General features: G+C 66.3%; 20 protein-coding genes. 15 read left to right on the top strand and 5 right to left on the bottom strand.

From position 1 onward, the window contains the following. The first annotated feature begins 21 nt into the window (after positions 1-21). On the top strand, positions 22-291 hold the full coding sequence (locus tag MTBSS4_RS03995) for an HU family DNA-binding protein (RefSeq protein WP_170959006.1): 270 nt from the start codon (positions 22-24) through the stop codon (positions 289-291). A 101-nt stretch (positions 292-392) separates the two neighbouring features. Here the strand turns inward: MTBSS4_RS03995 and MTBSS4_RS04000 are convergent, their stop codons facing one another. The 3 genes from MTBSS4_RS04000 to MTBSS4_RS04010 all read right to left on the bottom strand — a co-directional run bounded on the left by MTBSS4_RS04000 (position 393) and on the right by MTBSS4_RS04010 (position 1,508). After that, positions 393-590, bottom strand: a complete 198-nt coding sequence (locus MTBSS4_RS04000) for a hypothetical protein (protein WP_173982107.1) — start codon at positions 588-590, stop codon at positions 393-395. A 9-nt stretch (positions 591-599) separates the two neighbouring features. Next, complete coding sequence (locus MTBSS4_RS04005) at positions 600-1,163, bottom strand: DUF3489 domain-containing protein (RefSeq protein WP_173982108.1); 564 nt, start codon at positions 1,161-1,163, stop codon at positions 600-602. Between the two features lie 123 nt (positions 1,164-1,286). Further along, entirely contained in the window at positions 1,287-1,508 is a 222-nt protein-coding gene (locus tag MTBSS4_RS04010) for a hypothetical protein (RefSeq protein WP_173982109.1), read from the bottom strand. 99 nt (positions 1,509-1,607) lie between these two features. Between MTBSS4_RS04010 and MTBSS4_RS04015 the strand changes: the two genes are divergently transcribed. Genes MTBSS4_RS04015 through MTBSS4_RS04055 form a run of 9 tightly spaced genes read left to right on the top strand, consistent with a single transcriptional unit; the run spans position 1,608 to position 9,678 of the window. After that, positions 1,608-2,168, top strand: a complete 561-nt coding sequence (locus tag MTBSS4_RS04015) for an elements of external origin (protein ID WP_173982110.1) — start codon at positions 1,608-1,610, stop codon at positions 2,166-2,168. Next, entirely contained in the window at positions 2,134-4,092 is a 1,959-nt protein-coding gene (locus MTBSS4_RS04020; RefSeq protein WP_368667760.1) for a phage terminase large subunit family protein, read from the top strand. Before MTBSS4_RS04015 ends, MTBSS4_RS04020 begins: the two co-directional genes overlap by 35 nt. A 2-nt stretch (positions 4,093-4,094) precedes the next feature. Next, the gene (locus MTBSS4_RS04025; protein WP_173982111.1) at positions 4,095-4,304 is read left to right on the top strand and encodes a hypothetical protein; all 210 of its coding nucleotides are present in this window, start codon (positions 4,095-4,097) and stop codon (positions 4,302-4,304) included. A gap of 2 nt (positions 4,305-4,306) precedes the next feature. Beyond that, the gene (locus MTBSS4_RS04030; protein ID WP_254432372.1) at positions 4,307-6,100 is read left to right on the top strand and encodes a phage portal protein; all 1,794 of its coding nucleotides are present in this window, start codon (positions 4,307-4,309) and stop codon (positions 6,098-6,100) included. Then, positions 6,097-7,308 carry a S49 family peptidase gene (locus tag MTBSS4_RS04035; protein WP_173982112.1) on the top strand — a complete coding sequence of 404 codons (1,212 nt, stop codon included), beginning with the start codon at positions 6,097-6,099 and terminating at the stop codon, positions 7,306-7,308. Before MTBSS4_RS04030 ends, MTBSS4_RS04035 begins: the two co-directional genes overlap by 4 nt. A 12-nt stretch (positions 7,309-7,320) precedes the next feature. After that, positions 7,321-7,710 carry a head decoration protein gene (locus MTBSS4_RS04040; RefSeq protein ID WP_173982113.1) on the top strand — a complete coding sequence of 130 codons (390 nt, stop codon included), beginning with the start codon at positions 7,321-7,323 and terminating at the stop codon, positions 7,708-7,710. Positions 7,711-7,724: 14 nt separating this feature from the next. Continuing rightward, positions 7,725-8,747, top strand: coding sequence for a major capsid protein (locus MTBSS4_RS04045; protein ID WP_173982114.1), 1,023 nt, complete (start codon positions 7,725-7,727; stop codon positions 8,745-8,747). Continuing rightward, complete coding sequence (locus MTBSS4_RS04050) at positions 8,747-9,043, top strand: hypothetical protein (RefSeq protein WP_173982115.1); 297 nt, start codon at positions 8,747-8,749, stop codon at positions 9,041-9,043. The genes MTBSS4_RS04045 and MTBSS4_RS04050 overlap by 1 nt, the downstream gene beginning before the upstream one ends. Next, on the top strand, positions 9,040-9,678 hold the full coding sequence (locus MTBSS4_RS04055) for a DUF6441 family protein (RefSeq protein ID WP_173982116.1): 639 nt from the start codon (positions 9,040-9,042) through the stop codon (positions 9,676-9,678). Before MTBSS4_RS04050 ends, MTBSS4_RS04055 begins: the two co-directional genes overlap by 4 nt. Before the next feature lie 6 nt (positions 9,679-9,684). Here the strand turns inward: MTBSS4_RS04055 and MTBSS4_RS04060 are convergent, their stop codons facing one another. Continuing rightward, positions 9,685-9,957 carry a type II toxin-antitoxin system YafQ family toxin gene (locus MTBSS4_RS04060; protein WP_173982117.1) on the bottom strand — a complete coding sequence of 91 codons (273 nt, stop codon included), beginning with the start codon at positions 9,955-9,957 and terminating at the stop codon, positions 9,685-9,687. Further along, positions 9,954-10,211, bottom strand: coding sequence for a type II toxin-antitoxin system RelB/DinJ family antitoxin (locus tag MTBSS4_RS04065; RefSeq protein ID WP_096703345.1), 258 nt, complete (start codon positions 10,209-10,211; stop codon positions 9,954-9,956). The genes MTBSS4_RS04060 and MTBSS4_RS04065 overlap by 4 nt, the downstream gene beginning before the upstream one ends. Before the next feature lie 50 nt (positions 10,212-10,261). Between MTBSS4_RS04065 and MTBSS4_RS04070 the strand changes: the two genes are divergently transcribed. From MTBSS4_RS04070 to MTBSS4_RS04090, 5 genes are all read left to right on the top strand, one after another. Continuing rightward, a complete protein-coding gene (locus MTBSS4_RS04070) occupies positions 10,262-10,690 on the top strand; it encodes an acyl-CoA transferase (RefSeq protein ID WP_173982118.1) in 429 nt (142 codons plus the stop codon). A gap of 23 nt (positions 10,691-10,713) precedes the next feature. Next, on the top strand, positions 10,714-11,673 hold the full coding sequence (locus tag MTBSS4_RS04075) for a phage tail tube protein (protein WP_173982119.1): 960 nt from the start codon (positions 10,714-10,716) through the stop codon (positions 11,671-11,673). 2 nt (positions 11,674-11,675) lie between these two features. Further along, positions 11,676-12,191, top strand: coding sequence for a hypothetical protein (locus MTBSS4_RS04080; RefSeq protein WP_173982120.1), 516 nt, complete (start codon positions 11,676-11,678; stop codon positions 12,189-12,191). 215 nt (positions 12,192-12,406) lie between these two features. Next, positions 12,407-15,382, top strand: coding sequence for a tape measure protein (locus tag MTBSS4_RS04085; RefSeq protein ID WP_173982121.1), 2,976 nt, complete (start codon positions 12,407-12,409; stop codon positions 15,380-15,382). 10 nt (positions 15,383-15,392) lie between these two features. Then, positions 15,393-15,869: a hypothetical protein gene (locus MTBSS4_RS04090; RefSeq protein WP_173982122.1), complete on the top strand. Its 477-nt coding sequence runs from the start codon at positions 15,393-15,395 to the stop codon at positions 15,867-15,869.

Here is a 15,869-nt window from a genome sequence, read left to right on the forward strand (position 1 = left end):
CCAAGAAAGGCTTCGTTAACCATGTCCAAGTCCGCCCTGTCAAAGTCCGTCCGCGAGGCCACCGGTTGCACCGTCGCCCAGGCCGATGCCGCCGTTGACGCAGTGTTGAACACCATCGTCGAAGGCGTGAAGACCGACGGCAACTTCCGCCTGATCGGCTTCGGCACCTTCGCCAAGTCGGAACGCGCCGCACGTCAGGGCCGCAATCCGAAGACCGGCGAGGCCATCGACATCTCCGCCTCGACGAGCATCAAGTTCAGCACGGCGGCGGCTTTGAAGAAGTCGCTGTAAATCATGGCGGTCAATCCCGAGCATGTGGACCGCGCGTCAAGGGCAAGTGACCATCTTGCCCTTGACCAAGCCCTGATGGTGCTGACCGAAATCGAGCGCCATCAGCGGATTTCGTCAACACCGGAGACGTAGGCATCTGCCTTGTTCCAGGAACCCTCGTCGAGTTCCCACTCGGTGTCGGTACTCTCGAACAGCTTTCCCAAAGCCGCCGTTTCGGCCTGTTCAGGCGTTTCGGCTTCGACCTGGACGATGGTGCTTTCGGTGACGTCGCGGGTGATGATCACGCTGTAGCGGGGCATGGGCGGCTCCTATTCGGCGATTTTGTAGGTTCGACCGCGCATCTCGACCTTCTCACTGGTGATCGTCAGGCCCAGCTTCTTTTTCAAAGCCCCGGCAATGGCCCCGCGAATTGTATGATTCGCCCAGCCAAATTCTGCAGTAATCTCGTCAATGCTGGCCCCTTCAGGCCGCTTCAGCATGGTGATCAGGGCTTCCTGCTTCGTCCCCTGGCGGGTCTTGCGCGGCGTATTCGCGCCGTCGGCCTCCGTGGGCGCGGTTTCCGGCTGGTCGGCCATGTCCGTCGCCGGTTCTTCTTCCGGGGCGGTGGCCGCGCCCGTGTCGGCCATCATGCCCAACGCGGTGTAGGCGGCAGGCGTGGCCCGCAAGGTGAACGGGATCCCGTCCTCGTCCTCGCGCCAGACCGGCATACCGGGTTCGGCGGGAATCTCCTCGGCCAGTTCCTTCTTGATCAGGCTGGTCAGTACCATCTTCACCGCGCCCCCCTTCAAGGCGGCGGTGATGGGCAGCAGGAAACCGCCTTCGCGGGCGCAGGCGGTGGACAGGATGATGGCTTGGGTATCGGACAACGACATGGTGGTTCCCTCCGGGATGCGACGCGGGACCGTCCCGCGCCTGTACCACCCGAAGCCCCGCCAGCGAGAAGCCGGTCGGAGCCTGTCCCCGCGCAAGCGGAGAGCTGAGGGGAAAGCCGTCGATCAGGCGGCGAATTCGCCCTCGTGGAAGGCGCTGTCGGTGATGCGCTTCAGCATCTCGGCGTAGTGGGCCATCGTCCCGGCGTGGCCCCAATTGATCTCGTCTGGCGCCCAGTTGAAATGGTCGGCGCTCAAGTTTTGCAGCCGGGCCAGCATGGCGTCGAATTCGGCCTTCCTGGCAATAAAGGCATCGATAGCCTGGGTGTTGTCGGTGCGCTTCGTCATGGTTCCCTCCGCTGTCCGTGGGACCATCCATCGCTCTGCCGGGCGACGACATCAACTCGATAAGTCGATCATTAGATTGCTTTCTGCGGGGTTCCTGCCATGGGGCTGTCGATACGCGCCTATGCGCGGCATCGCGGGGTCAGTCACGTCTCCGTGCTGCGGGCCGCCAAGGCTGGACGCATTTCCCAGGAGCCGGACGGCACCATCGACCCGGTCAAGGCCGACGCCGCCTGGGATGCCCAGACCGATCCCGCCCGCAAGGCTCCGGCACCTGCGCCGGAGAAGGCCGCACCAATTCCGTTATCGCCGCCTTCGGTACCGTCAACCGCACCACTTCCGTCGCACCAGCGCGATTCCCTGCCCTCGACAGGCGCCAACTTCGCCCAGGCCCGCACCGCCCACGAGGTCGCCAAGGCGCAGAAGGCCCGCATCCAGGTGCAGCGGCTGAAGGACGAGGTCATCGACCGCGCCAATGCCCTGGCCCTGGTGTTCAAGCTGGCCCGGCAGGAGCGCGATGCCTGGGTCGGCTGGCCTGCCCGTGTCGCCGGATTGATGGCGGCGGAAATCGGCATCGACCCGCACGTCATGCAGGTTTTGCTGGAAACCCACGTCAGGGCGCATCTGAATGAGCTTGCAGACATCAAGCCGGACTTCCACTGACTTCGACGGCGCGGATCTGATCCTGTCGGCTTGGGCCGACGGAATGCGGCCCGACCCGCTGCTGACCGTGTCGGAATGGGCCGACCAGCACCGGGTTCTGTCCAGCCGCGCCTCCGCCGAACCGGGCCGCTACCGCACCAATCGCACGCCTTACTTACGCGAGATCATGGACTGCCTGTCGCCGTCGCACCCCTGCCGGCGGGTGGTGTTCATGAAGGGTGCCCAGGTCGGTGCGACCGAGGCGGGCAACAATTTCCTCGGCTTCATCATCCACCACGCCCCCGGCCCGGTGCTGGCGGTGCAGCCCACCGTCGAGATGGCCAAGCGCAATTCGCGCCAGCGCATCGACACCCTGATCGACGAAAGCCCAATCCTGCGGGAACGGGTGAAGCCGGCCCGCTCGCGCGACGCCGGCAACACCATGCTGTCGAAGGACTTTCCCGGCGGCACCCTGGTGATGACCGGGGCCAACAGCGCGGTAGGCCTGCGCTCCATGCCCGCCCGCTATCTGTTCCTCGACGAGGTTGACGCATATCCCGCCTCGGCCGACGAGGAGGGCGATCCGGTGGCACTGGCCTGCGCCCGCATGGCCACCTTCGCCCATCGGGCCAAGGCGTTCCTGGTCTCGACGCCCACCATTCGCGGGCTGTCGCGCATCGAGCGGGAATACGAGGCTAGCGACCAGCGCCGCTTCTTCGTGCCGTGCCCCCATTGCGGCGAAATGCAGTGGCTGAAGTTCGAGCGGCTGAAATGGGACAAGGGCCAGCCGGGCAGCGTCCGTTACGTCTGCGAGTCCTGCGACCAGCCGATCACCGAATCGGCCAAGGCCACCATGCTGGCGGCAGGCATTTGGCGGGCCACGGCGGTAGCCGAGGATCCCGGCACCGTCGGCTTCCACATCTCGGCGCTGTACTCGCCGCCGGGCTGGCAGTCGTGGGAGAGCATCGCGCGGCTGTGGGAAGCGGCCCAAGGTTCCGACGATGCGCTCAGGGTGTTCCGCAACACCGTGCTGGGGGAAACCTGGGTCGAGAGCGGCGAGGCCCCCGATTGGCAGCGGCTGTACGACCGCCGCGAGACTTGGGGTCCGGGTACGGTCCCTGCGGGTGGGCTGTTTCTCACCGCCGGGGCCGACGTCCAGAAGGACCGCATCGAGATCGACGTCTGGGCCTGGGGCCGCAATCTGGAAAGCTGGCTGGTCGACCATGTCGTCATCGATGGCGGGCCGGAACACGCCGAGACCTGGGCGACGCTGGAGCGGGTGCTGGGGCAAACCTGGACCCATGCCAGCGGCGCGGCCCTCAAGATCGCCCGCCTCGCCATCGATTCCGGCTACGAGTCCTCGGCGGTATATACCTGGGGCCGCCGGATGGGCGTCGGCCAGGTCTCGCCGATCAAGGGCGTCGAGGGCTTCAACCGCTCCAGCCCGGTCTCCGGCCCCACCCTGGTGGACGCTACCGAGGGCGGCAAGAAGATCCGCCGCGGCGCAAGGCTGTGGATCGTGGCGGTCTCCACCTTCAAAACCGAAACCTACCGCTTCCTCCGCCTGGAGCGCCCCACCGACGAGGAATTGGCCGAGGGAATCCGTTACCCGGCCGGAACGGTGCATCTGCCATCGTGGGCGGATTCGGAGTGGTGCAAGCAATTCGTCGCCGAGCAACTGGTGACGGTCAAGAACCGCCGCGGCTTCACCAAGCTGGAATGGCAGAAGCTGCGCGAGCGCAATGAGGCGCTGGATTGCCGGGTCTATGCCCGCGCCGCCGCCTGGATCGTCGGCGCCGACCGCTGGTCAGAGGCCAAATGGCGGGATCTCGAGAAGCAGGTGGCGATGAACGACCGGCTTCCCGCAAGTGACCCTGAGGCCGGGCAGATCCGCCGCACCGTCCGTCGCCCCCGGCGGATCATCAAATTCAGTGGACTGAACTGATCATGACCCTCGACGAAATGAAGGCTGAGCGCGAACGCGTTCTGGCGCGGCGCAACTCGCTTGTCGCCCGCGTCACCGTGGGCGACCGCACCGTTCAATACGACCTGACCCAGGCCAACCATGTCCTGACCGACCTCGACCGCCGCATCGCCGTACTGGAGGGCAGGAAGCCCCGTCGGCGCATTCTTGCCGTCGCCACCAAGGGGCTGTGACCATGCTGTCGGGACTGCGCAGGAGGATCGGTGCCCTGATCGGTGGCTTCGAGGCCGCCCAGGGCAGCCGCCGGCTCAAGGGCTTCCAGCCCAGCCGCGCCCATGTCAACACTCTGATCGCTGCTGCCGGTTCCGACATCACGGCGCGAGCCCGCTATCTGGTGCGCAACAACGGCTATGCCCTCAATGCCGCCGAAAGCTGGACCGGCAACGCGGTGGGCACCGGTATCAAGCCGTCGTCCCTGATCGCCGACAAGGATCTGAAGGCCCTGGTGCAGCAGCTCTGGCTGGCCTGGACCGACGAGTCCGACGCCGAGGAGCTGACCGATTTCTACGGCCAGCAGCGTCGGGCCGCCAGAGAGGTGTTCATCGCCGGGGAAGTATTCTTCCGCCTGCGTCCGCGCCGGCCTGAGGATGGCCTGACGGTGCCGTTGCAGCTTCAGATGCTGCCCTCCGAGATGTTGCCGCTGACCCGAACCGAGGTTCTTCCCAACGGCAACGTCATCCGCCAGGGCATCGAGTTCGACCGCATCGGTCGGCGGGCGGCGTATTGGTTCCTGCGCCGCCATCCCGGCGATCTCACCGATCCCGGCATGGTCGGCGAAATGGTGCGCGTTCCGGCAGCCGAAATCATCCATGTCATCGACCCGGTGGAATCCGGTCAGTTGCGCGGGGTCTCCCGGCTGGCCCCGGCCATCGTCAAGCTGTTCCTGCTCGACCAGTACGACGACGCCGAACTTGAGCGGAAGAAGATCGCGGCGATGTACGCGATGTTCGTCATCTCGCCGGCACCAACCGATATTATCGATGTGACCCCCGCCGACGATGGTTCCGGCGACCGCATCGTCGAGGTCCAGCCCGGCCAGGTGGTGCCCTTGGAGCCGGGCGAGCAGATCCAGACCTCGGCCCCCGCCGATGTCGGCGGATCGTATGAGCCGTTCGAGTACCGGACGCTGCTGCAGATCTCCGCCGCCACCGGCATCCCCTACGCCTACCTGTCCAACGACATGCTGAAGGCCAACTACTCCAACTCGCGCATGGCGCTGCTGGAATTCCGCCGCCGGGTCGAGGCATGGCAGCACTCGGTGATGGTCCACCAGATGTGCAGGAAAGTGTGGCAACGCTGGCTGGATGTGGCCGTCCTGTCGGGGGCGCTGGACATCCCCGGCTATGAACGCAACCGCGCCAGCTTCATCGCCTGTTCCTGGCTGCCACCGAAATGGGACTGGGTCGATCCGCTCAAGGACGCCAAGGCCGAAATTGAGCAGATCGGTGCCGGTCTCAAAAGCCGCACCCAGGCGCTGGCCGAGCGCGGCTTCGACGCCGAGCAGGTGGATGCCGAGATTGCCGCCGACCGGGAAAGGGAGCAGCGGCTGGGTCTGGTGTTTGGCGCCACGCCGCCGGCAGCTCCCACCCATGACACCAGCCCCATCAGCCGGAGGATGGATATGAGCGAACGCGTCTTCAGCATCGATACCGTCAGTGAGGTGACGGGAATTTCCCGAACATGTCTCCATGGCCTGATCCACCGCAGGCATTTCGTGCCCATTCACAGCACTCGAAATGGCGTTGCTCGTGACTTCACGCTGAGGGACATGGTGCATCTCGCCGTCGTTTCCGATCTGCGCTCCATCGGAATCGATCTCCGGCGGGCGGTGAATATGGTCGGCTCCTCGGCTGACGGTACAGCAGGGCGGGATATTATCACCTGCCGCAGCGGCGAGATCGAAATCACCGTCGATGTCGCCCGCATCGCCGACCGTGTCCGCGACCGGATGGCGGGGGAGCGGTCATGACGGACCTCCCTCATCTCGCGGCTCGCCTGTATGGGACGCCGCTGCTGGTCGCCCGCAGTAAGCTGGATGTGATCCTGGCCGCGCTCGGTCCCCGGCTGGTTGGGCAGTCCATCTCCTTCGACGGCGATACGGCTCCGTCCGACGATGTGGCGGTGACGCCCGACGGCATCGCCATCGTGCCGGTGGTGGGAACCCTGGTGGCCCGCTCCGGCTATCTCGGCGCCGCCAGTGGCCTGACCGCCTATTCGGACATCGCCGAATCCATCGAGGCGGCGGCCACCGATACCGAAATCCGCGCCATCCTGCTGGACGTGGACTCCTCCGGTGGCGAGGTGGGCGGCCTGTTCGATCTGGTCGACCACATCCAGGCCATCCGCAGCCAGTGCGGCAAGCCGATCTGGGCGGTGGCGGACGAGGCGGCCCTATCGGCGGCTTACGCCATCGCCTGCACCGCCGACCGCCTCTACGTCACCCAGACCGGCGAGGTCGGCTCCATCGGCGTGGTCGCCGTCCACCGCGACGAATCGGGGGCCGATGCCCAGGCGGGGCTGGCCTGGACCTTCGTCCATGCCGGGGCCAGCAAGGTGGACGGCAATCCCCATCAGCCGCTGTCCGGCTCTGCCCGTGCCGCCCTTCAGGCCGATGTGGATGCCCTCTACGGGAAGTTCACCACCCTGGTGGCCGAGCGCCGCCGCCTGTCCCCAGACGCCGTGCGCGTCACCGAGGCTGCGGTCTATCGCGGCGACCAAGCGGTGGCCGCCGGTCTGGCCGACAAGGTCGGCACGCTCCGCGTCGCCCTGGCCGATCTCGGCGCCACCCTGGCGCGCCCCTCCATCCGTTCCCCCGTCCTGTCCAAACCCAAGGAGACCACCATGTCCGAGAACACGGGGGACATCCCCGTTCTGGCTGCCGTGCCGCAGCCGCCCGCCCAGGCCAACGCAGATATCGAGCAGCGCCTGCGGGCCGAATATTCCGAGATCAGTGCCGTCGCCGCCCAGGCCGCCCGTCTGGGCGTGACCATCGATCCGGCCGAGGCCATGGCCAAGGGCATCCGCCCCGAGGCGCTGCGCCGCACTGTGCTGGAGCAACTGGCCGAGCGCTCCGAGGCCACCGATGTGGTCGCCGCCGCTCCGGCGGGAGCCGTCCCCAAGACCGAAACCGAAAGCCCCATCGTCCGGCGTGCCCGCGAGGCCGCCGCCCGGAAATAAGGACACGCTGCCATGCCTGTGCTGACCGCTTCGCCCACCCTGGGCGATCTGCTGAAGTTTGAACTGAACGCCAGCTACACTCGCGAGACCGTCACCCTGAAGGCGGGGACCAGTTATCCCCTGGGTTCCGTGCTGGGCCGCATCACCGCCAGCGGCGAATTCCGTCTATCCCCCGCCGCCGAGGTGGTGGGGGACGAAGGGGCGGAAACCGCAATCGCCGTGCTGCTGCAAGCCGTCGATGCCACCGATGGCGCCGCCACCGGCCTGATCGCCGCCCGCGGCCCTGTCATCCTGGCCGATGCCGCCCTGGTGTTCGACGCCTCGGTCGATCAGCCCACCGAACGAGCAGCCAAGATTGTCCAGCTTGCCGCCATGGGCCTCGTTGCCCGCCACGCCGTCTGATCGGAGCCTTTACCATGACCCAGATCATCAATCCCTTCGACGTGGGCGGCTACTCGCTCGCCGAAATGACCCAGGCCATCAACATCCTGCCCAACCTGTACACCCGGTTGGGCCAGATGGGGCTGTTCCGCTTCGAGGGCGTCACCCAGCGCAGCGTCATCATCGAGCAGGCCGAGGGCGTCCTCAACCTGCTGCCCACCGTGCCCCTGGGCGGTCCGGCCACCGTCGCCAATCGCGATGCCCGGAGCATGCGGTCGTTCACCGTGCCGTGGATTCCGCACGATGATTCCATCACCCCCCAGGACGTCCAGGGGGTGCGCGGCTTCGGCGTCGCCGATGCCGCCGATCCGCTGGCCACGGTGATGGAGCGCAAGCTGACCCGCATGCGGAGCAAGCACGCCCAGACCAGGGAATTCATGGAGGTCAATGCGCTCCGCGGCATCATCCGCGACGGCTCCGGATCCACCCTCTACGACTATTTCAGTGAATTCGCCCTGAGCCGTCAGCAGGTGGATTTCACCCTCGGCACCGCCACCACCAACGTCCAGAGCAAGATCCGCGATGTCCTGCGCAAGGTGGAGACCGAGTTGAAGGGCGAGACCATGACCAGCGTGCTGGCTCTGGTCAGCCCGGAATTCTTCGACAAGCTGATCGGTCATGCCAAGGTCGAGCAGGCCTACCAGTACTTCTCCTCGACCGGCGCCCAGCCGCTGCGGGAAGATGTCCGCCGCCGCTTTCCCTTCGCCGGCATGGTGTTCGAGGAATACAGCGCCACCGTCACCCTCTCCACCGGCCAGACCGAAACCCTGGTCCCGGCGGGCGAAGGCATCGCTTTCCCGCTCGGCACCATGGACACCTTCGTCACCTATGGCGCCCCGGCCAACCTGATCGAGACGGTCAACACCCTGGGCGTGCCCATGTATGCCCGCCAGTTGGCCCGTCAGGATGGCAGCGCCATTGACGTCAAGACCGAGGCCTCCATCCTGCCGGTCAACAAGCGCCCGCGTCTGGCCGTGCGCCTGTTCTCGGGCAACTGATGAGCGCCTTCGCCGACGCCTTTGACGACCTGTTCGCCGATCCGAACATGGCCGTCGCCGTGACCTACCAGGGTAGCCCCGTGCGTGCCATGGTGCGACGGCCCGACCGCGACATCGAGTTCTCGGACATCACCGTCCACACGGGGACGGCGGTCTTCGAGATTCGGCGGGGGGAGGTTCCGGCACCCCAGGCGGGGGATGTGATCGTCCATGACGGCGACAGTTTCGTCGTCCAGGGTGAACCCCGCCTGGATGCCGAGCGGCTGATCTGGACCTTGGACACGAGACCGGCATGAAACTGGCGGCAGCCATTACCGGCGATCTGCGCAAGATCATGGCCGAGGAGGTCAAGGAAGCCGAAGATGCTGTCACCGCCGCCATGCGCCAAGCCACTGACGGGCTGAAGGCGGATCTCCGCCGCCAGGTCACCGAGGCTGGCATGGGCCAGCGCCTCGCCAACACATGGCGCGCCGAGCTTTATCCCAAGGGCCGGAAAAGTATCAAGGCAGCGGGCTTCGTATTCACCAGGGCCCCCACTATCATCCAGGCCTTCGACCAGGGGGCGATGATCAAGTCCAAGCATGGCTTCTGGTTGGCGATCCCCACACCCGCCGCCGGGACCGGCGCCCGAGGCAAGCGCATGACGCCCGGCCTATGGGAACAGATGCACGGCAGCCGGTTGCGCTTCATCTACCGCCGGGGCGCGCCCTCGCTGCTGGTGGCAGAAAACATGCGGGCACGGGCGGGGAAAAGGGGCGGCTTCGCCAAGGGCAGCGCCTCGGCGCTCCGCTCCGGGCGCGGGATGACCACGGTGGTGATGTTCATCCTGGTGCCGCAGATCAGCTTGAAGAAACGCCTCGACGTGGATAGCGCCGCCGAGCGGTGGGCTTCGGCGCTGCCGGAGCTGATCGTCAGGAATTGGCGGGAATAGACCCAATCAGCCGAACAGATCGGAATGGGTGCCGGAGGCCGCCAGCACCAGTTCGTCTTCGGTTTGGTGCCAGATCAGCAGCCAGTCCGGTTCGATGTGGCATTCCCAGCAGGGACTCCAGTTGCCGGACAGACGGTGTGGCCGATGCCGGACGGCCAACGGCTCACCGTTGACTAGGCACTCGACCACGGTCCAGAGCTTGTCGAGATTCTTGCCTCGTTTGGTCGCCGTCTTGAGATCGCGATCAAACTGCTTCGTGGTGCGAAGGCGCAGACTCAACGGTGGGCTGCCTTCAGCGCATCAAGACTCGACCACTCGGTCAGGTTCTCGCCGTCCATGGCATCCCGGAGAGCCGCCTGCGTGGCCTCGTTGGGAATGCGGACGGGGAACGGCAGTCCGTGATGCAGGGTCACCTGACGATAGAACAGGGTGATCGCTTCGGTCGGCGTCAGACCGAGGGCGCCGAAAACGGCCTCGGCCTGGGCCTTGAGGTCGGGTTCGACGCGGGCGCGGATCGATTCGGTCTTGGACATAGCGGGCTCCTTGGTTGCCCCATTATGTGCCTCATTCGGGGAACAATTCAATGCCCAGCATCCGCGAGAAAATTCTGTCCGCCCTGCTGGCGCGGCTGGAGACCGTGCCCGATGCCACCGTCAGGCGGGAGGCGCCGCTGCCGGAAACGGTCCCCGCCGGAGGTCTGATCATCCTGCGTGACGGCGATCCCGGCGACCCCGAGGTGGTGCTGTCGCCCGTCACCTATCTCTGGGAACACCAGACCGAGATCGAAATCATCCTCCAGCGCGGTCAGGACGACGATAGCGCTGCGCTGGATACCTTGTTGATGGCGGTTGGGAATGCCCTGGCCGCCGACCGTTCCCTTGGTGGTCTGGCGGAATGGCTGGATTGGGGTGCCCCCAAGACCTCGGGCCTCGTCATCGACGGGGCTGCTTCCTTACGCGGCGCAACGGTGCCGATCACCATCCATTACAGCAGCCCCGATCCGTTGGGCTGATCCTTTCCAATCGGAGTTTCGACATGGGCAAGACGCGCGCTTACGGCGCCGATTGTGCGCTGCTGGCTGCCTTCGAGGCGAGCTATGGCACGCTTCCGGCCGACGGCTATACAAGGTTGTCGTTCAAGGAATCCAGCCTGGGGGCCGAGCGCCCTCTGGGCTACGACCCGCTGCTGGGCCAGGGCCGCGATGCCCAGGACCCGTTCTATGAGGCGATCAAGGACGAAGGCGATATCGGCGTGCCGTTGGATGTTCGGGCGCTCGGCTTCTGGCTGAAGGGCTTGTTCGGGGCACCCGCCATCACCGATAACGGCGACGGCACGTTTGACCATGTCTTCACCTCGGGCGGCACGCTGCCCAGCCTCGCCATCGAGATCGGCCATGCCCAACTGGCGGTACCGAAGTTCTTCCGCCATGGCGGGGCCAAGCTGGACAAGCTGGCCTTCGACATGGCCCGCTCCGGCGCCGCCAATGCCAGCATCGGGGTGATCGCCCAGGGCGAGGCCGAAGCCGGCGCCACCATCGATGCCACCCCGGCGACCTTCGCCCTGAAGCGGTTCAGCCAGGGCAGCGGCACCATCCGGGTCGGCGGTGGCCAACTCGCAAACGTGGTGGGCGGCAAGCTGTCCTTTTCCAACAACCTGGAGCGGGTCGAGACCATCCGCGCCGACGGACTGATCGACGGTGTGGACGAGACCGAGGCCACCGCCGAAGGCTCGGTGGACATCCGCTTCGGCACCGACACCACGCTGACCGCCGCCATCGCCGCCGAGAGCCCGGTGGCGATGGAATACGGCTTCACCATTCCCGGTTCGACCTTTGCCCTGACCTTCCATCTGCCTCGCGTCTTTCTGCCGAAAAAGAAGCAGGAGATCAAAGGCCCCGGCGGCATCCAGGCCAGCTATGACTGGCGGGCGGCCCGCGATCCGGTGGCCGGGTATCTTCTGCGGGTCACCCTGGTCAACGACGTGGCGGGGTACTGACCATGATCCGCCTGACCATTCCCAAGGAACCCTACTGGATCGATCTGCCCCACGGGGTGCGGGTGTTCGTCCGCCCGTTGACCACGGCGGTGTACGAGGCCGCCCGTGCCCGAGGCTGGCGCATGGCCCGCGCCATCGCCGCCGAACATGCCGATCTGAGGGCCGCCGGGGCCGACATCACCGGCTTGCCCGATCTGTCCGACGAAGATGCCCTGGCCGGGCTGTCGCAGATGCTGTTCGCCCAAGGTCTGGCCCGCTCCGCCATCACCAAATGGGAGGGCGTGCTGGACGAGGCCGATCAACCGGCGGAAGTCACCGATACGAGCATCGCCGAACTAATGCAGCTTCCCCGCATGGCCGAGTCCTTCGTCGTCCAATACACCGAAACTCACGAAGCGGTCATCGCCGAGGGAAACGTCTCCAGGCCCGCGCCGAGTGGCACTTCGGCGGCGGGCCTGACTACTGCCGGGGATGTGGCGGAGACTGCGACTGTCCCTATGACCGCAACGCCCCCCTGACCGAACCGGGCTGGCAGGCCTGGGAACTCCTGACCGGCAATGTCGGCACCATCCGCCTTGGCCCCCGTGGCGGCATCACCGGTCTCGACCTTCCGGCCCTGCTCATCCAGGCCCAGGCACTGGGTTACGACCAGCCCCTGCTGGCTCGCCTGCTGCCATTCGCCGAACGAGGAATGGTGGCCGGTTCCGCCACGGTTCAAACCGAGACCTGATCCATGGCCACAAAATCCGTCTCCATCCGCCTGTCCTTGCAGGACGGCGAAACCGTGCGCCGTACCCTGATCCAACTGGGTAACGACGGCCAGAAGGCGTTGGCTCGGATCGAGGGTGCTGCACAGCCTGCATCCAAGTCGCTGCTGGCCATGAATGCCGCCAGCCAGGATATTCAGGGCGGCATGGCGGGGTTTGCTTCCCGGCTTGGCCCCATCGGCTCGGTGATGATGGCGCTGGGTCCGGCCGGGCTGGCGGCGGGTGCGGCCATCGGCTTCTTTGGCAAGGCCATGGTGGAGTCCACCATCAAGGTGGAAAGCCTGGAGGCCCGCCTCAAGGGTCTGGTCGGTGCCGCGGCCCTGACCGAAACCACCACCTACCTCTATGCCCAGGCCCAGAAGACCGGCACCGCCCTGGAGACGGTGGTCGGAGCCTATTCCCGGCTGGCCGCGTTGCAGAAGGCCGGGATCATCACCACTGGTGAATCCCGCTCCCTGTTGGAAGGCTTCCAGTCCACCGCCATTGCCTTGGGTGCGTCATCCGAGCAGTTGGAGCAATCCCTGTTCGGTCTGGCCCAGGGGCTGTCGTCGGGCACGCTCCGCGCCGAGGAACTCAACCAGATCGTCGAGCCCATGCCGGGGCTGCTGCAGGCTCTCGACCGGGCCGCCGCGCTGCCCTCGGGCGGCTTCCGCCAGATGGTTACCCAAGGCAAGGTGACGGCGGATTTTTTCCGCGACACCCTGATCAAGGCGCTGCGGGGCTTCGACGAAGCCGCCAAGGAAAGCGCCGACACCGCCGAGCGGTCCTTCACCCGCATGGCCAACGCCTGGCAGGGATTCACCAACGCCCCCTGGCTGCGCAAGGTTCTGTCGGGCGGCGCCAATGCCGGGGCGGCGACGCTGGAATCGCTGACGCCGGGGGAATCCACGGTGAAGTCGCGACTGGCCGATCTGGACCGGCGCATCGCCGCCCTGGGGGGCGAGCAGGCACTGGACAAGCCGTTGCCTGCCGGAACCCACAGTGTGGTGGTCCAGGCGGTCAGAGAGGAGAACGAGGAACTGCGCCGCCTGCTGGCCGAGCGCCAGGACGTCGCCGCCGACCTCGACGAGATCACCCGCAAGCGCGCGGGCATGGAAGCCCAGGCCAAGATGGAGCGCGACCGGGTCCGGGCCGAGCAGCGTGAGCCGACCTATATCGAGAAGTTGTCTGATCTTAAATTCGAGGTGGAATGGCAGGAGAGGCTCAATACGGCCCGTGCCGCCGGTAACGCGGAATTCTCCCGCACCAAGGCCCAATACGAGGCGGCCAAGGGCTTTCGCCAGATCGAAAAGGAGCTGTTCCAGCAAGGCGGCGTCTATCGCACCCAGCCCAAGGAACAGGAGATCAAGGATCTGCTGGCCCGCGAAGCCGAAGCCAAGGGGGCGGGGGAGATGTCCGCCCAGGCCCAGGCCGAGGTGCTGGGCCTGAACCTCCAGGCCCGTGGTCAGGAGCGTCTGGCCGAAGCAGCCCGCACCGGCGGGCAGGCCCAGGTCGATGCGGCGCGATCCGCCAAGGTGCTGGAGTTCGCCTTCAAGAACAATGGTGCGGCGGTAGCCGAATACGACCGGGCATTGCGCCGCATCGATGCCGCCAAGCTGCTGGAGCAGAAGAATGGCCTGATCCGCACCCTGGGGCAGGAAGTCGCCGCCAATGACCGCCTCGCCGAGGCCGCCAAGGGATCGGTGGCTGACACCATTCTGGCGGAGCGCACCAACTGGCTGGCTGAACAGGCATCCAAGGGGCTGAGTGATGCCAATGGAGAACTGGCAGCCTCCTACGCACTGGTTCAGAAATCCCGCGCCAACAGCGAGGCCGCCCGTGCCGTCGCTGACCTGGAGCGCGAGATTGACGCCCAGGTTCGCCTGGCTGAGGCGGTGCGCAGCAGTGATCGAACCAAAGTCCGCGACGTCACCATCGACAATGATGTCGCCAAATTCGCCCGCAGTCACAAGCTGGCCGAGGACGATCCCAAACTCGATGAATACCGGGCGGCCCGCTCGCGCCAATATGGCGAAGCGGTCAAGGACGAGGCCCGCCAGACCACTCTGGCCTATGACGCCACCCAGCGGTTTGCCGAGGAACTGGCCAAGCTGAACGAACAGCGGGCCAGCGGTGTTCTATCCGAGGAAGCCTATGCCCGCCGCTATCGGGAATTGGAGCAGGACAAACTGGCCGCCAGCCGCGACTGGCAGGATGGCGCCATCCGGGCGGTGCGGGCCTATGCCGACGAAGCCAGCAACGCGGCGGCTTCGGCAGAGCGGGCCATGTCGGGAGCCTTGCGGGCCAGCGAGGATGCCTTCGTCAAATGGGCCATGACCGGCAAGCTGGCCGGGCAGGATCTGTTCAACAGCCTAGCCGAGGAGGCTCTGCGGGCGGCGTGGCGCATGTCGGTGGTGGCGCCGCTGTTTGGGGGTGCCAGTGGCGGCCTCTTCGGCAGCCTGATCAGTGGCCTCGGTGGCTGGTTCTCCGGTGGTGGTGGTGGTGGCTCCGTCCCGGTCCCCGATACCGGAGCTTTCGCCATCGCCCATACCGGCGGCCTGATCGGTCTCGACCGGCTGGAAACCCGGTCCTTCGATCCGGCGGTGTTCATCGGCGCGCCTCGTTTCCATCGGGGCGGCCTGGTCCCCGGCGAGGTACCGATCATCGCCCAGAAGGGTGAGGAGGTGCTGACGCGGGGCGATCCCCGTCATCGCTTCAACCTGCGCCCCCGCGACGATGCCCCGGTGATGGTCAGTGTGCCGGTCTCGGTCAATATCCAGACGCCCCAGGGCACCCAGGCCCGCACGGCGCAGCGCCGCGATTCCGGCGGCGGTCTGACGCTCGACATCATCGTCGAGCAGATCACCGACGCCATCTCCGGCGACATCGTCCGCGGCCAAGGCATCGCCCCGGTGCTGGAGCGCCAGTACGGGCTCAACCGCGCCAACGGGGCCTATCGATAAAGAGGGGCCGATGATCCGCTTTCCCGCCACCTTGCCCATGCCGCTGGCGGAGCCCTATGCGGTCAAGCCCGCCGATGGGGTGGTGCGCACCGACATGGAGCAGGGACCGGCCCGCCAGCGCCGAGAATTCACCCAAGTTCCCACCAAGATCCCGGTGAAGTGGCGCTTCACCGACGCCCAATACGCGGTGTTCGACGCCTGGTACCAGTGGAAGGGCAAGGCCGGGGCGGAGTGGTTCGTGATTCCGCTCAGGAGCGGTCTCGGCGTGATCGACCATGTCGCCCGCTTCACCAGACAGTACGAGGCCCCCTTGTCCTCCGGTGGATTCTGGCTGGTGACGGTGGAACTGGAGGTCCGCGACCGCCCGGTTCTGTCCGAGGCCGAACTCGACATCCTGCTCGATAGCTCCTGGAGCGACCTGTCCGGTGCCGTCACCGGCCTCGATACCGTCGCCAACATCCAGTGGCCCGATTCTTTCGGAGCGTGA

Origin of the sequence: Magnetospirillum sp. SS-4 (assembly GCF_902729425.1) — a bacterium.
Classification (GTDB): Bacteria; Pseudomonadota; Alphaproteobacteria; order Rhodospirillales; family Magnetospirillaceae; genus Phaeospirillum.

Coding starts and splice junctions, on each gene's coding strand:
- MTBSS4_RS04025 (WP_173982111.1), top strand. CDS start 4,095: ATGACCCTCGACGAAATGAAGGCTGAGCGCGAACGCGTTCTGGCGCGG.
- MTBSS4_RS03995 (WP_170959006.1), top strand. CDS start 22: ATGTCCAAGTCCGCCCTGTCAAAGTCCGTCCGCGAGGCCACCGGTTGC.
- MTBSS4_RS04050 (WP_173982115.1), top strand. CDS start 8,747: ATGAGCGCCTTCGCCGACGCCTTTGACGACCTGTTCGCCGATCCGAAC.
- MTBSS4_RS04000 (WP_173982107.1), bottom strand. CDS start 590: ATGCCCCGCTACAGCGTGATCATCACCCGCGACGTCACCGAAAGCACC.
- MTBSS4_RS04070 (WP_173982118.1), top strand. CDS start 10,262: ATGCCCAGCATCCGCGAGAAAATTCTGTCCGCCCTGCTGGCGCGGCTG.
- MTBSS4_RS04080 (WP_173982120.1), top strand. CDS start 11,676: ATGATCCGCCTGACCATTCCCAAGGAACCCTACTGGATCGATCTGCCC.
- MTBSS4_RS04010 (WP_173982109.1), bottom strand. CDS start 1,508: ATGACGAAGCGCACCGACAACACCCAGGCTATCGATGCCTTTATTGCC.
- MTBSS4_RS04040 (WP_173982113.1), top strand. CDS start 7,321: ATGCCTGTGCTGACCGCTTCGCCCACCCTGGGCGATCTGCTGAAGTTT.
- MTBSS4_RS04090 (WP_173982122.1), top strand. CDS start 15,393: ATGATCCGCTTTCCCGCCACCTTGCCCATGCCGCTGGCGGAGCCCTAT.
- MTBSS4_RS04020 (WP_368667760.1), top strand. CDS start 2,134: ATGAGCTTGCAGACATCAAGCCGGACTTCCACTGACTTCGACGGCGCG.
- MTBSS4_RS04085 (WP_173982121.1), top strand. CDS start 12,407: ATGGCCACAAAATCCGTCTCCATCCGCCTGTCCTTGCAGGACGGCGAA.
- MTBSS4_RS04005 (WP_173982108.1), bottom strand. CDS start 1,163: ATGTCGTTGTCCGATACCCAAGCCATCATCCTGTCCACCGCCTGCGCC.
- MTBSS4_RS04015 (WP_173982110.1), top strand. CDS start 1,608: ATGGGGCTGTCGATACGCGCCTATGCGCGGCATCGCGGGGTCAGTCAC.
- MTBSS4_RS04075 (WP_173982119.1), top strand. CDS start 10,714: ATGGGCAAGACGCGCGCTTACGGCGCCGATTGTGCGCTGCTGGCTGCC.
- MTBSS4_RS04035 (WP_173982112.1), top strand. CDS start 6,097: ATGACGGACCTCCCTCATCTCGCGGCTCGCCTGTATGGGACGCCGCTG.
- MTBSS4_RS04045 (WP_173982114.1), top strand. CDS start 7,725: ATGACCCAGATCATCAATCCCTTCGACGTGGGCGGCTACTCGCTCGCC.
- MTBSS4_RS04030 (WP_254432372.1), top strand. CDS start 4,307: ATGCTGTCGGGACTGCGCAGGAGGATCGGTGCCCTGATCGGTGGCTTC.
- MTBSS4_RS04065 (WP_096703345.1), bottom strand. CDS start 10,211: ATGTCCAAGACCGAATCGATCCGCGCCCGCGTCGAACCCGACCTCAAG.
- MTBSS4_RS04055 (WP_173982116.1), top strand. CDS start 9,040: ATGAAACTGGCGGCAGCCATTACCGGCGATCTGCGCAAGATCATGGCC.